Here is a 13,510-nt window from a genome sequence, read left to right as displayed (position 1 = left end):
CCGAAACGCACGCATTGGAGGCAGGAGCGGGCCGCGCCCGCGAACTCGGCAACACGGTTCGTCAGGTAAACCGAGGTGCAGCCTGCACTCCAATATCGACGGGCGAATCGGGCATAATGACCGCCTACCCTTCAACTGCCCCGAGGACCGGACCCTTGACCCTGCACATTCGCCCCGCCACCCCTGCCGACGCCGAACAGATCCTGGGCTTCATCACCGAGCTGGCCATTTACGAAAAAGCCGAACACGAAGTGGTTGCCAGCGTCGAGGACATCCAGCGCAGCCTGCAAGACCCGGAAGGCTACGCCCGGGCGCTGATCTGCTCGGTGGACGAGGAGCCCGTGGGCTTTGCCCTGTACTTCCTCAGCTACTCCACCTGGCTGGGCCGCAAGGGCATTTACCTGGAGGATTTGTACGTGTCCTCCAAGCACCGCGGGGTGGGCGCCGGCAAGGCGCTGCTCAAGCACCTGGCGCAAATCGCCCAGGACAGCGGCTGCGGGCGCCTGGAATGGAGCGTGCTGGACTGGAACGAGCCGGCCATCAAATTCTACGAGTCCATCGGCGCTGCCGCCCAGCCTGAGTGGGTTCGCTACCGCCTGGCCGGGGATTCGCTGAAGGCTTTCGCCCAGGCCGACTAAACTGGCAGGCAACTGGATTGAAGGAGACGTTCCATGTTGCCTCGCACCTTTACCCTGGCGGTGTGCCTGTGCCTGCCGTTGCTGGCCCAGGCCGCGCCGTTCACCCTGAAAACCCCGGACGGCGATGACAACGCCTCGCTGCGCCAGGCCAACGCGGCCAATACCGGCGATTGCGGCGGAGAAAACGTGTCACCCGCCCTGAGCTGGAGCAACGTGCCAGCCGGCACCCGCAGTTTCGCCCTGGTGATTCACGACCCCGACGGCCAGAAAGGCCTGGGCGTGGACCACTGGGTGCATTACGGGGTCAAGGCCGACACCCATGACGTGGGCGCCGACGCCAGCCTCAAGGGCCAGATCGAAGGGTTGGGGGGTACCAACAGCAAGGGTTTGACCACCTATAGCGGGCCCTGCCCACCGGTGGGCGAGAACCCGCATCACTACGTGATCCAGATCTACGCGCTGGACCTGGCGCCTGATGCGTTGCCGGCGGGGCTGACCCGCGATGACCTGCTCAAGCAGATCAAGGGCCATGTGCTGGCCAATACCAGCGTGGTGCGGCGCTACGGCCGCTGATGCCTTGTGGCCGCTGACGTCGGCTGCGCTGACCTTCATACACTGCTGATATGCAGTATGACTAAGGGCCAGCGCAGCCTGCGGCAGCGGCTACACGCACGGGCCCAACAGGAAGTTGCCCGGCCCTGCGGCCCCCTCCAACACCGGCACCACCGCCTCGTCCTTCAAGTTCACCCCCGACAACTGGCGGCGCCAGGCCTCGCGCATCAGGTACAGCAGCTTGTGCGCCGCCATGGCGTAGCTCATGCCTTCCAGGCGTACGTTGGAGATGCAGTTACGCGCCGCGTCATTGAGCCCGGCACGGGGGGCAAAGGTGAAGTACAGGCCCAGGCTGTCCGGCGAGCTGAGGCCCGGCCGTTCGCCAATCAGGATCACCACCATGCGTGCGCCCAGGCGCTCGCCAATTTCATCGGCCACCGCTACCCGCCCCTGCTCCACCAGGCTCACCGGTGCCTGGCGCCAACCTTGGGCTGCGGCCAGTTCGTCGATGCGCTGCAGCATCGGCAGGCTATGACGGTGTACCGCCAGGGACGACAGGCCATCGGCGATCACCACGCTCAGGTCGTAGCCATCGGGGTTGAGCTGGCGGTGTTCGTCCAGCAGCGCCGCCGAGGCGCCATCCAGGCGCCGGCCCAGGTCCGGGCGCTGCAAATAGACGTGGCGGTCGGCCGCGCCGCTGTGCAGTAGCAGGGCCTGACCGTTCAGGCTGGTCGCCAGCGCGGCGCGGTCAAATGGCGTGTGCACCGCATCGCGGGCCTGGGCATGGGCGTATTGAAAGTCCAATTGCGCAGCCGTGGGCACGCTGGTGCCGGCGCGGCCCAGGGCAATGCGCGCCGAAGTAAGGCGGCGCAATTGCTGCCAGGGGTCGGGCTGGGCCGGGGGTTGGCGTTCGTCACTCATGGCGCGTCCTCACTGCAACTGGGCCAGGGCGTGGCGGAAGGCCGGCGGCAGGCCCTTGCCCAGCTGCAGCGTGCCGTCGCCCTGGGTCATGATCTGCATGCGCGCCAGCCAGTCCTCGTACTCCGGCGCCGGGCGCAGGCCCAAGGTCTTGCGCGCGTACAGGGCGTCGTGGAACGAGGTGGTCTGGTAGTTGAGCATGATGTCGTCGGAGCCGGGGATGCCCATGATGAAGTTGATGCCGGCCACCCCCAACAGGGTCAGCAACATGTCCATGTCATCCTGGTCGGCTTCGGCATGGTTGGTGTAGCAGATATCGCAGCCCATGGGCACGCCCAGCAGCTTGCCGCAGAAGTGGTCTTCAAGGCCTGCGCGGATAATCTGCTTGCCGTTGTACAGGTACTCGGGGCCGATGAAACCCACCACGGTGTTGACCAGGAACGGCTTGAAATGGCGGGCCACGGCGTAGGCACGGGTTTCGCAGGTTTGCTGGTCGACGCCATGGTGGGCGTTGGCCGACAGCGCGCTGCCCTGCCCGGTCTCGAAATACATCAGGTTCTGGCCCACGGTACCGCGCTTGAGGCTCAAACCGGCCTCGTAGCCTTCGCGCAACAGCTCAAGGCTGATGCCAAAACTGGAATTCGCCGCCTCGGTGCCGGCGATGGACTGGAACACCAGGTCCAGCGGCACGCCACGTTCGATGGCGGCGATGGACGAGGTGACGTGTGTGAGCACGCAGGACTGGGTGGGAATCTCGTAACGCTGGATGACCCCATCGAGCATCTTCAGCAATTCGGTGATGGCGCTGAGGCTGTCGGTGGCCGGGTTGATGCCGATCATGGCGTCGCCGTTGCCGTACAGCAGGCCGTCGAGCACGCTGGCGGCGATACCGGCCGGGTCATCGGTGGGGTGGTTGGGCTGCAGCCGGGTCGACAGCCGCCCGCGCAGGCCCACGGTATTACGGAAACGGGTGACCACGCGAATCTTCTGCGCCACCAGCACCAGGTCCTGCACACGCATGATCTTTGACACGGCAGCGGCCATTTCCGGCGTAAGGCCGGGGGCCAAAGCGCGCAACGCGGCCTCGTCGGCCTCGTCGCCCAGCAGCCAGTCGCGCAAGCTGCCCACGCTCAGGTGGCTGACCGGGGCAAAGGCGGCGGCGTCATGGCTGTCCATGATCAGCCGGGTCACCTCATCGCTTTCGTAAGGGATCAGCGCTTCGTTGAGGAAGCGCTTGAGCGGCACATCCGCCAGGGCCATCTGCGCCGCCGCACGCTCGGCATCGCTGCCGGCGGCGACTTCAGCCAGGTAATCGCCCGAACGCGCCGGGCTGGCCTTGGCCATCAGTTCCTTGAGGCTCTCGAAGCGCCACACCTGGCCGCCTGCGGTATGCACGAATCCACTCATCACAGCACTCCTTGTCTCAAGCGTTGCCGGCCAGCGCCACGCGGGCGGCACCGCGGCTCAGCACAATCTTGCAGAACACAGCCCCTGCAATCATCAGGCCGGCGAACACCAGGGCGATCTGCAGGTTGAACCATACCATCGCCACCAGGCACACCACCGCCAACACCAAGGCAATGCCCGGCACCACTGGGTAGCCCGGGGCGCGGAAGCTGCGCTCCAGGTTCGGCTCAATTTTGCGCAGGCGGAACAGGCTCAGCAGGCTGATGATATACATCACGATAGCGCCAAATACCGACATGGTGATCATCGCTGCCGTCAGGCTCATGCCCTGAAGGTTGACCAGGCCGTCACTGAAGATGGCCGCCACACCTACCACACCGCCGGCCAGGATGGCCCGGTGCGGGGTTTGGAAGCGCGACAGCTTGGCCAGGCCCGCAGGCAGGAAGCCGGCGCGGGCCAGGGCGAAGAACTGGCGCGAGTAACCCATGATGATGCCGTGGAAGCTGGCCACCAGGCCGAACAGGCCGATCCACACCAGCATGTGCATCCAGCTGGAGTTATTGCCCACCACGGTTTTCATGGCCTGTGGCAGTGGGTCGTTGAGGTTCGACAGGGCTTTCCAGTCGCCCACGCCGCCGGCGAACACCATCGTGCCGATGGCCAGCACCACCAGGGTGAGGATGCCGCCGATGTAGGCGCGAGGGATGGTTTTTTTCGGGTCCTTGGCTTCTTCGGCGGCCATGGCGGCGCCTTCAATGGCCAGGAAGAACCAGATAGCGAACGGAATGGCCGCGAATACGCCCGACAATGCGCCCAAACTGAAGGTATCGCTGCCGGCCCAGCCACCCAGCACGAAGTTGCTGAAGCTGAAGCCCGGCGCTACCACGCCCATGAACACCAGCAACTCCAGCACTGCCAGGATGGTTACCACCAGTTCGAAGGTGGCGGCAATGTTGACACCCACAATGTTCAGGCCCATGAACACCACATAGGCAGCGGCCGCCGCCCACTTGGGGTCCAGCCCCGGGAACTGCACGTTCAGGTAGGCGCCGATGGCCATGGCAATGGCCGGTGGCGCGAACACGAATTCGATCAGCGTGGCCATGCCGGCAATCATGCCGCCGCCCACGCCGAAGGCACGCAGGCTATAGGCGAACGGGCCACCGGCGTTGGGGATGGCGGTGGTCAGCTCGGTGAAGCTGAAGATGAAACAGGTGTACATCACCGCGACCATCAGCGTGGTCACCAGAAAGCCCAGGGTACCGGCGGTGCCCCAGCCGTAGCTCCAGCCAAAATACTCGCCGGAGATCACCAGGCCCACAGCGATGCCCCACAGATGCAGGGTGCCCAATGTCGGTTTGAGTTGCGTGCTGCTCATTGTGTCGTACCTTCGAGAGGATGCCTGGGGCTCAGCATATCGAAGCATTCGGTTACAAGACTTGACCGGTAAAACCGGGTTTCGTGCCCTGCGGTCAAGTTTGCGCGATGGTGCGCGAATGCAGGGCACGCCTCTGTGCACGCGCACCATGTGGCAGCAACTGTTCGGGTGGGCGCTGGCTTGCCGGCGAGCGTTCAGGGCCCTAAAAGCTCGCTGGCCAGACCCGCTCCCACACGACAGTGGTCGCCAGCAGATCGGTTACCGTACTTCCCATTGCAATGCGGGGCTAATCGCGAGGATCTGCCGTTCAGGCCTCTACACCGCCGTAAACATGAACCCGGAACAACTCTTGCTTGAAGTTTATTCATGATGCCCCGTTGAAAAGGTAGTTACCCATGACCCCCAACCTGTTCTCCCCTGCTCCACACCCAGCGTCGCGGGCGAACAACCGTGGGGTGTTGTCGGCGGCGGCCAACGGGCTGGACCATTTCATTACCCACCACGGGGGCGACCTGGACCGCGTGTTCGGCCGCGCCGGCATCGACGCCGAACAACTGCGCCACCCCACGCTCAGCCTGGCGCTGCCCAACTATTGCCAAGTGCTGGAAGAGGCCGCGCGGCAAACCGGTTGCGACAATTTCGGCCTGCGCTACGGCGAGCAGTTCAAGCCCCAGGCCCTGGGCCTGCTGGGCTATGTGGGGCTGTGCTCGGCCACCTTGGAAGAGGCGCTGATCAACTTCGCCCAGGCCTTCCCCTTCCATCAACACAGCACGCTGATCCAGCTGGTGGACCAGGGCGAGTGTTACCGTTTCGACTATCAGGTGCGCCACGGCGCCATCCTGGAAAAGCGCCAGGACGCCGAACTGACCATGGGCATGGCCATGAACCTGGTGCGCCATGTGCTGGGCCCACAGTGGGCGCCCCGGGAAGTGCTGTTCGAACACGCGCGGCCCATGGACTGGCAAGAGCACCGCGAGGTGTTCGACGCGCCGGTGCGCTTCGACCAGGCCTGCAACGCCATCCTGATTCCCAAGCGGCAACTGCAGGGCCAGTTGATGCCCGGCCACGACCCGGTGCTGTTGATGCTGGTGAAGGACGCCATTCGCCAACTGGGCGAAGCTGACGCCGGCCCGGACTTGCTGGAACAGGTGCGCCAGGTGATCCGCACCGTGCTGCACCAGGGCGAGCCAGTGCTGGAGCTGATTGCCGAGCAGCTTGAGTTGACCGATTCAGTGCTGCAACGACGGCTGCGCGACTATGGCCTGAGCTTCAGCCAACTGGTGGATGAAACCCGCCAGGCGCTGGCGCGCCAGTACCTGCGCCAGCCGAACCTGTCTATCTCCAACCTGGCGCCGTTGCTGGGCTACTCCGAAACCAGCGCCTTTTCCCGGGCGTTCAAGCGCTGGTTCGGCGTAAGCCCGCGCCAGTGGCGCCAAAACGCCATAAATTGACCTGCAGCATCGACTTGCAGCCTGGCGGCAGCGGGTACAAGTCCGTGCCGCAACTGCGCTCAGCGGACCAACCCCAACCGTTCATGCCACTGGGCAATGGATTCCTCGGGGCAGCCCTGGAACTGCTTGTCTCCCTTCCTGTCATCCACTTCCACCCATGGCGCCTTCGAGTTCAGCAGCAGGTGCGTATGCTCCGGCGGCACTGGCAGCGGCGTGTCGATGGCGCTGGCGAACGGGTGAATCAACTCCGGCCATTGCGGGCTGAACAGCCACAGCGCACTGCCGCACTGATTGCAGAAATGCCGTTCGGCCGAACTGGCATGGCTGCGGCTGGCGCCCTTGTCTTTCATGCGCGCGTGATAGATGGAAATGTGTTTGCGGCCCGTCACATGCAGTGATTTCGCGTCGCCGCCCAAGTTGATGGCGTAGCCGCCACCGCCCTGAGTCTTGCGGCAGATGGAGCAATAGCAACGCTGATACGGGTAGGGGTAGGCGCTTTCAAGGGTAAACGTGACAGCGCCGCAGTGGCAGGAACCTTCGAGCAACATGGCGTTTCTCCCCGGTGGTTGAGTTCATCACTCTAGACCACCGGGGCTGGCCCACCGTTCACACGTTCCGCAGCACGCGCCCGCTGGCGGCCACGAAGCCCAGCAGCAGTACCATCACCCCCAGGGCCACCGACAGGCTGCTGGCGTGGGCGATGAAACCGATGGCCGCCGGGCCAATCAGGATACCGGCGTAGCCCAGCGAGGTCATGGCAGGGATGGCCACGCTTTGCGGCATGGTTTTCTGCCGGCCCACGGCGGTGAACAACACCGGCACGATATTGGAACAACCCGCCCCCACCAGCGCGTAGCCGATCAACGCCAGCACCCAGGACGGTGCCAGGATGGAAAGGGCCAGGCCTGCGGCGGCCACCGCGCCGCCGATGATCACCACCCGCGCGCCGCCCAGGCGGGTAACGATGAGGTCGCCGGTCAGACGGCCGATGGTCATGGTGGTGGCGAACGCGGCATAGCCCAGCCCGGCGTAGCGTGGGTCCATGCCGTGGTCGCCCACCAGGAACACCGCGCTCCAGTCCAGCACCGCGCCTTCGGCCTGGAACACGATGAAGCACAGCACGCCCAGGAACAGCACGATGCCCCGCGGCCTGGCCAACAACGGCCCCGGCTCGCCGTTGCCGCTGGTGAGCAGGTGCGGCCCGGCGGCCCATAGCGCCAGCACAGTCAGCGCCACCACGCAGAGCACGGCGGGCAAGGCAGCCAGCCCCAGGCTGAGCAGGCCGGTCATGCCCGCCGCACCGGCAATGCCGCCCACGCTGAACAGGCCATGGAAGCCCGACATCATCGCCCGGCCGCTGGCGCGTTCCACCAGCACGGCCTGGATGTTCATGGCGCAGTCCAGGGCACCGATACCGGCACCAAAAAAGAAAATCGCCGCCATCAACAGCCATGGGTTGGCCACGGTGGCCAGCAACGGCATCACCAGGCACACCACCGCGCCGCCGGTGAGGATCACCCGGCGGCACCCGACGCGGGCGGTAAGGTAGCCGGCCACGGGCATGGTCAGGATCGAGCCGGCGCCCAGGCACAGCAACAACAGCCCGAGCATGCCGTCGTCCAGGCCGGCGCGGGCCTTGGCCAACGGTACCAGCGGCGCCCACGAGGACATGGTGAAACCGGCAATGAAAAAGGCCACGCGGGTCGAAAAGAATTCCTGCTTGCCAGGCTCCGCCTGGACTGCCGTGCTGCTGGAGGACATTGGAGACAGCCTTATCTCGCTGATCAGAATCCGCCTTACCTTGGTGCGCGCCGCCATAAATTGCAACCCCCGCCACCGCGCGCACCGCGTCGCAAGACGCGTCACCGGCGCCGCGCAGTCTCTATCGGGTAAACACGGATCCACAAAGCGAACTTGCGCGGGTTTTGTCGATCAGTTCCTAGGGTGTGTATGAAAAAACATGTGACGGCGGGTTCTGGCGTGGGAGCTGGCTTGCCAGCGAGCTTTTCGGGCCTCAAAAGCTCGCTGGCAAGCCAGCTCCCACAGTATTCCCCGTACGCTCCACCCATTTCATGCAGAGCCTAAGACCCCTGTCGGCAAGCGAGGAGAAATCGGGTGCTATCCACGAAGACCACGCCCATTCTGAAGTGGGTACTGGGCATGGTGCTCAGTTGCAATCTGTCGCTGGCCTGCGCCGTCACGGTGCCTGGAGTGCCCGCCACGCCGGCGGCACCGGCCAAGCCCGAGGTGCTGGTGCAGGGCGGCTTGCTGAGCACCTTGTCGTCGGGTATCGACGAGGTGCAGGACAGCCTCGACCTGGACGGCCACCTCGTGGACGCCTGGCGCCTGCGCGCCGACCGCGCCGCCGACGAAGTGGGTGACCTGGTCAGCCAGCATTCGGCCCGCTCGGCGCTCAGTCTGGCTGGCGACTTCGCCCTGCTGACCTTGTGTTGGGTGGTCATATTCGGCGCCCTCAGCCTGCTGGGCAGGCTGATCAACAAGCGCGCAGCCCGCCAGCGCTTCGTGCACCAGCGCCCACGGGTGCAAGGCCTGCTCAGCTACGTGTTGCCCTATACCATCCCTGCGTTCATCAGCCTGCCGCTTACGCTGACCCTCAGCCACACCCTGGACGCCTCAGTGGCCCGGGCCCTGGCCCTGTGCCTGGCGTATTCAACCAGCAGCGGCCTGGTCTCAAGCTCAGTGATTGTGTGCCTGATCGTGCTGTTCGACGCCGGGCACAAGCGTACCGCCGTGCACATCCTGCGCCGGCGCGCACCGCGCCGGCTGTTTGTCATCGGCTTCCTGGCCGCCCTGGGCGACGCCCTCAACAGCCCGCAGATCGCCCGGCAGCTGGGTGGCAACATCACCGCCAGCCTGTCGGTGGTGTGCGGCTTGCTGGCAACCCTGGCGTTTGCCGTGCTGGTCATTCGCATGCGCCGGCCGGTGGCGCACCTGATCCGCAATCGTTCGCTGCACCAGCGCCTGCACCACCGCGCCGTGCAGGAGTCACTGCGCATTTTTTCCGGGGTGTGGTACCTGCCCATCCTGCTGATGATCCTGGTGTCCATGGTGCACCTGATCGGTGCCGGCGCCGAAAGCCAGAAAGCCCTGCAAAGCGCCCTGCTCACCACCCTGCTGCTGGTGGGCACGGTGTTTCTCAGCACCCTGCTGCAACACCTGTTCAACCCGGCGCCGGACACGTCAAGGCAGCGGCTTCGACCCTACGTGGAACTGCTGCGTAACCTGGCTCATGCGCTGTCGCGCATTGTCATGGCGGTGGCCTTTATCGAACTGCTAGGGCGTATCTGGGGCGTGTCGATACTCACTTTCGCCGCGCAGAACGCCCTGGGCCGCGTCATCAGCAACTCGCTGAGCAGCATTGGCCTGATCCTGCTGGTGACCTGGTTGTTGTGGGTGGTGATCGATACCGCCATTCAAGAGGCCTTGAAACCGGCGGTGGGCAAGCGCGCCAGCCGCGAGCCCAGCACCCGGGTGAAGACCATTCTGCCCATGCTGCGCAACGCCACCAAGATTGTGCTGGTGGTGATTTGCGCCATTACCACCATGGCCAACCTGGGCATCAACGTGGCGCCGCTGCTGGCCGGTGCCGGGGTGGTGGGCCTGGCCATCGGTTTTGGCTCGCAGCAGCTGGTGCAGGACGTGATTACCGGGCTGTTCATTCTGATAGAAGACACCATCGCCATCGGCGACTGGGTGGTGCTGGACTCCGGCCACGCCGGCACGGTGGAGAGCCTGACCATTCGCACCCTGCGCCTGCGTGACGGCAAGGGCTTCGTGCACTCGGTGCCCTTCGGGCAGATCAAGGCGGTCACCAACCAGTCGCGGCAGTTTGCCTATGCGTTTTTCTCGGTACAGGTCAGCTATGACAGCGACATCGACACCGCGCTGGAACTGATTCGCGAAGCTGGCCGCCAGATCAGCGACGACATTGTGCTCAAGCACAACCTGCAAGGCCCGCTGCAGGTGTTCGGGGTGGACAAGATGGACCTCAACGGCATTTCCCTGACCGCCCAGTTTCGCACCATTTCCGGGGGCCAGTATGGGGTGAACCGGGCGTTCAACGAACGCTTGAAGAAGCTGGTGGACCAGAGCGACAACGTGCGCTTTGCCCAGTATGCACAGCCGGTGCTGGCGGTGTCTTGACTCGACCCCCTACCTTACTGATCAGGCCTGCCTTACCCATCGGAGCTGCGGGGCGGCCATACGTCGCCAGGCTGCGAAAAGGTGCGCAGGACCTTCGGTGTTTTGATAGGGATCGCGGGCCCGCTCTGCGGGCCTTCGCAGCCTGGCGGCAGCTCCTACGAGGTGCGCAGGACCTTCAGCGCTGTGATGCTGATCGCAGGCCCGCTGCGCGCGGGTTCGCAGCCTGGCGGCAGCTCCTGTACCGTCTGCGGGAGGGGGGCGGGGCGATAGGGAGCATGCGGTGTCAGGGCTGATCGCCGGCAAACACGCTGACCGCATCCACGGCCCGGCTGGCGCCGTCGTAGATCTGCACAATTACTTCCCCCGCCTGGTCAGCCAGTTCCACGCTGCGCCCGGCCTGTTGGCGGGTGGCGTCCATGCTGGCGATGGCCGAGCGGGTTTCCTGCTGGATGCGCTCGATCATGGCCGAGATTTCCGCCGTAGAGCCGCTGGTGCGCCCGGCCAGTTGCCGCACTTCATCGGCCACCACGGCAAAACCACGGCCCATGTCGCCGGCTCGCGCCGCTTCGATGGCCGCATTCAACGCCAACAGGTTGGTCTGGTCGGCAATGCCGCGGATGGTGTTGACGATGGTGGTGATCTGCTCGGAACGCTCGCCCAGGTGGCCGAGGATCTGCGAGGAATGGTCGATGTTGCTGGCGATCTCGCGCATCTGCCCGGCCGCCAGGTGGATCACCTCAGTGCCCTGTTCGGCCACGCGCCGGGTGTCCTTGGAAATGTGGTAGGCACGCGCGGCGCTCTGGCCATCCTCGGCCTGCTTGACGATGCGCGCGGTGATGTCCGAGGCGAACTTCACCACCTTGCTCAAGCGCCCGCTGGCGTCGTACACGGGGTTGTAGCTGGCTTCCAGCCACAGCACCTGGCCGTGCTTGCCCACACGCTGGAACTGGCCGCTGAAAAACTCGCCCTGGTTCAGGCGTCGCCAGAAGTCCTGGTAGCCCTTGTCCTTGACCATCGCCGGCGGGCAAAACAACGCGTGATGCTTGCCCTTGAGCTCGGTCAGGCTGTAACCGGTGAGGCGCAGGAAGTTGTCATTGGCGCCGATGATACGGCCATCGGGTTCGAACTCGATCACCGCCATGGCGCGGTCGATGGCGTGGAGCTTGCCTTGGCTTTCGTTTTCACGCTGCACGCGGTCGGTGACATCGGTGGCGTACTTGATCACCTTCACCACCTGGCCTTGGGCGTCGCGCACGGCGTTGTAGCTGGCTTCCAACCAGATCATGCGCCCGTTGGCATCCACCCGCTCAAACGTCTGGGCAATGAACTCGCCGGCCTTGAGCCGCGCCCATAATTGGCTGTACTGGCTGCTGCGCACATACTCGGGGGTGCAGAACATACGGTGGTGCTGGCCAATCACCTGGTCGGCGCGGTAGCCCACGGTCTTGAGAAAATTGTCGTTGGCCCGCTGCACCACGCCGTTGAGGTCGAACTCGATCACGGCCATGGAACGTTCGATGGCGGCCAGCAAGCTGGTTTGCTGGGCGATACGGTGCTGGAGGTCGGCATTGGCCTGCCGCAGAGCAGTGTTGAAGAACATGTCGGTATCTCGTGTGCGCAAGGTTGAGGTTATGCTCGACCTTGAGCAGACAGACGTACATGTCGATCGCTGGCCTCGCGGACCACTGCAGCGTCGTGTCGAATGGGTAAATTGTTATGTTCTATTCATTCGGGTGACCAGCCGTGCAGCACTGATATCAAAGTGCCAACCCGTGACTAGATCCTATACAAGACTTGTACAAAGCTCAAGAACCGTCCATGAAAAAAAGCACGATCGTACAATTATTTCACGCAAAAAAAACCGCCTCTTGCAACAAGAGGCGGTGGGGTTCAGCTACGTGGAATCAATGCATGAACAGCGCAATCAGAATGATGACCGGAATAGGCACACCGAGAAAAAACAGCAGTAATGAGCGCATGGTGATTCTCCTGATTAACGGATGGGGGCCGTGGTGGTGTAGGGCTCGGCATGGACGATGATCACGGCATCACGGCGGCGGCCACCGTAGGTCGCGGCCAGGCTGGCGAAGAACGCACCGCACAGCAGGGCAATGAACATCCACAGCGACGCCCACGCGGCGACCTTGCTGGCGGTGTCAGCGGCTTTCTGCGCGGCAACCTTGGCGTCTTCCACGGCCTGGCGGGCCTGGCCGTACACCTGGTCAACCCGTTGCTGGGCCTGCTCGGGGGTGAGGTTGGTGCGCTGGCTGACCAGTTGCGCCAGGTAGGCACGGTCTTCGGCGCTCAGCTGGCCACCGTTGCTCACGGTGCGGGCGAATACGCGGGTGACCTGGGCATGGGCGGCGTCATCGCTGACGGCGGCAGGGCGGTCATCGCGGAACAGCGTGTCGACGAAGTAACCGAACGGGTCACTGTTGCCCGACGCCTGGCTGCCGGCGGCAGCACTGGCAGCCGTGACGGCGCCCGAGGCCATGCTGGCGCCGGCTTTCACGCCGCCACCCACTACGCTGCTCACCGAACCCACCACCAGCGTGGCGGTGACCAATGTGGCCACGGCCCAGGCCAGGAAGCCGTGGGCGGTGTCGCGGAAGTACACTTCGTCACCGTGTACCGTGGCCCATTTGACGCGCAGGCGCCCGGCCAGGTAACCGCCCATCCCTGAAGCGACGATTTGGGTAAACGCCAACCAGACAATGGTGGAGATACCCAGGGTCTTGGCGCTGGCGCCCTCCCCGGCCCACGGCGACACCGCCGAGAAACCAAGGCCGAAGCCCAGCAGGACGAGAATCAGCGACAACGCCGCCGCGGCTGCGGCCCCGGCGAATATCGCTGCCCATGAAACACCCGAGTGGTTTGATCCCTCGGCGGCAGTGGTGGCAAGTTCAGCGTTCGTGATCATTATTGTGGTGCTCCTGGCAAACAGTCAGTGAGTCATGCACAGGGAGTAGTGCAGCGCTCATGCCAGCGGCGCAGGAAATTTG

Annotated in this window: 10 protein-coding genes and 2 pseudogenes; 4 read left to right on the top strand and 8 right to left on the bottom strand. The window is 64.5% G+C overall.

All coding sequences use genetic code 11. The annotated features are described in order from the left end of the window. The first annotated feature begins 155 nt into the window (after positions 1–155). Both PMM47T1_RS20755 and PMM47T1_RS20750 read left to right on the top strand, forming a co-directional pair. A complete protein-coding gene (locus PMM47T1_RS20755) occupies positions 156–638 on the top strand; it encodes a GNAT family N-acetyltransferase (RefSeq protein ID WP_008372653.1) in 483 nt (160 codons plus the stop codon). Between the two features lie 33 nt (positions 639–671). Further along, complete coding sequence (locus tag PMM47T1_RS20750; protein WP_008372650.1) at positions 672–1,211, top strand: YbhB/YbcL family Raf kinase inhibitor-like protein; 540 nt, start codon at positions 672–674, stop codon at positions 1,209–1,211. Positions 1,212–1,301: 90 nt separating this feature from the next. On the opposite strand, the gene eutC is transcribed toward PMM47T1_RS20750, so the two are convergent. From eutC to eat, 3 genes are read right to left on the bottom strand one after another with little or no spacing between them, the layout of a single operon-like run. Continuing rightward, positions 1,302–2,111 carry an ethanolamine ammonia-lyase subunit EutC gene (eutC, locus tag PMM47T1_RS20745; protein ID WP_008372647.1) on the bottom strand — a complete coding sequence of 270 codons (810 nt, stop codon included), beginning with the start codon at positions 2,109–2,111 and terminating at the stop codon, positions 1,302–1,304. 9 nt (positions 2,112–2,120) lie between these two features. Further along, positions 2,121–3,515 (bottom strand): ethanolamine ammonia-lyase subunit EutB, encoded by a 1,395-nt coding sequence (locus tag PMM47T1_RS20740; protein ID WP_008372644.1) that lies wholly within the window; start codon positions 3,513–3,515, stop codon positions 2,121–2,123. Positions 3,516–3,531: 16 nt separating this feature from the next. After that, positions 3,532–4,893: an ethanolamine permease gene (gene eat / locus PMM47T1_RS20735; RefSeq protein ID WP_008372641.1), complete on the bottom strand. Its 1,362-nt coding sequence runs from the start codon at positions 4,891–4,893 to the stop codon at positions 3,532–3,534. 395 nt (positions 4,894–5,288) lie between these two features. Here eat and qhpR point away from each other — a divergent pair, with 395 nt between their 5' ends. Beyond that, positions 5,289–6,344, top strand: coding sequence for an AraC-like transcriptional regulator QhpR (gene qhpR / locus PMM47T1_RS20730; protein ID WP_008372638.1), 1,056 nt, complete (start codon positions 5,289–5,291; stop codon positions 6,342–6,344). 59 nt (positions 6,345–6,403) lie between these two features. Here the strand turns inward: qhpR and PMM47T1_RS20725 are convergent, their stop codons facing one another. Both PMM47T1_RS20725 and PMM47T1_RS20720 read right to left on the bottom strand, forming a co-directional pair. Continuing rightward, positions 6,404–6,892, bottom strand: a complete 489-nt coding sequence (locus PMM47T1_RS20725; protein ID WP_008372634.1) for a GFA family protein — start codon at positions 6,890–6,892, stop codon at positions 6,404–6,406. A gap of 58 nt (positions 6,893–6,950) precedes the next feature. Further along, positions 6,951–8,105 (bottom strand): MFS transporter, encoded by a 1,155-nt coding sequence (locus PMM47T1_RS20720; protein WP_008372630.1) that lies wholly within the window; start codon positions 8,103–8,105, stop codon positions 6,951–6,953. A gap of 354 nt (positions 8,106–8,459) precedes the next feature. On the opposite strand from PMM47T1_RS20720, the gene PMM47T1_RS20715 reads away from it, so the two are divergent. Beyond that, a complete protein-coding gene (locus PMM47T1_RS20715) occupies positions 8,460–10,508 on the top strand; it encodes a mechanosensitive ion channel family protein (RefSeq protein ID WP_008372626.1) in 2,049 nt (682 codons plus the stop codon). Positions 10,509–10,791: 283 nt separating this feature from the next. Here PMM47T1_RS20715 and PMM47T1_RS30960 read toward each other — a convergent pair. From PMM47T1_RS30960 to PMM47T1_RS20705, 3 genes and pseudogenes are all read right to left on the bottom strand, one after another. Continuing rightward, positions 10,792–11,226, bottom strand: a pseudogene (locus PMM47T1_RS30960) (methyl-accepting chemotaxis protein); the annotation flags it as partial. A gap of 117 nt (positions 11,227–11,343) precedes the next feature. Further along, a pseudogene (locus PMM47T1_RS30955) lies at positions 11,344–12,108 on the bottom strand (PAS domain-containing protein); the annotation flags it as partial. Positions 12,109–12,501: 393 nt separating this feature from the next. Then, entirely contained in the window at positions 12,502–13,428 is a 927-nt protein-coding gene (locus PMM47T1_RS20705; protein WP_008372620.1) for a hypothetical protein, read from the bottom strand. Between the last annotated feature and the right edge of the window lie 82 nt (positions 13,429–13,510).

Source organism: Pseudomonas sp. M47T1 (genome assembly GCF_000263855.1).
Lineage (GTDB): Bacteria > Pseudomonadota > Gammaproteobacteria > Pseudomonadales > Pseudomonadaceae > Aquipseudomonas.
Note: the sequence above shows the minus strand (reverse complement) of the source record. Positions and strands in the feature narration are given on the sequence as shown.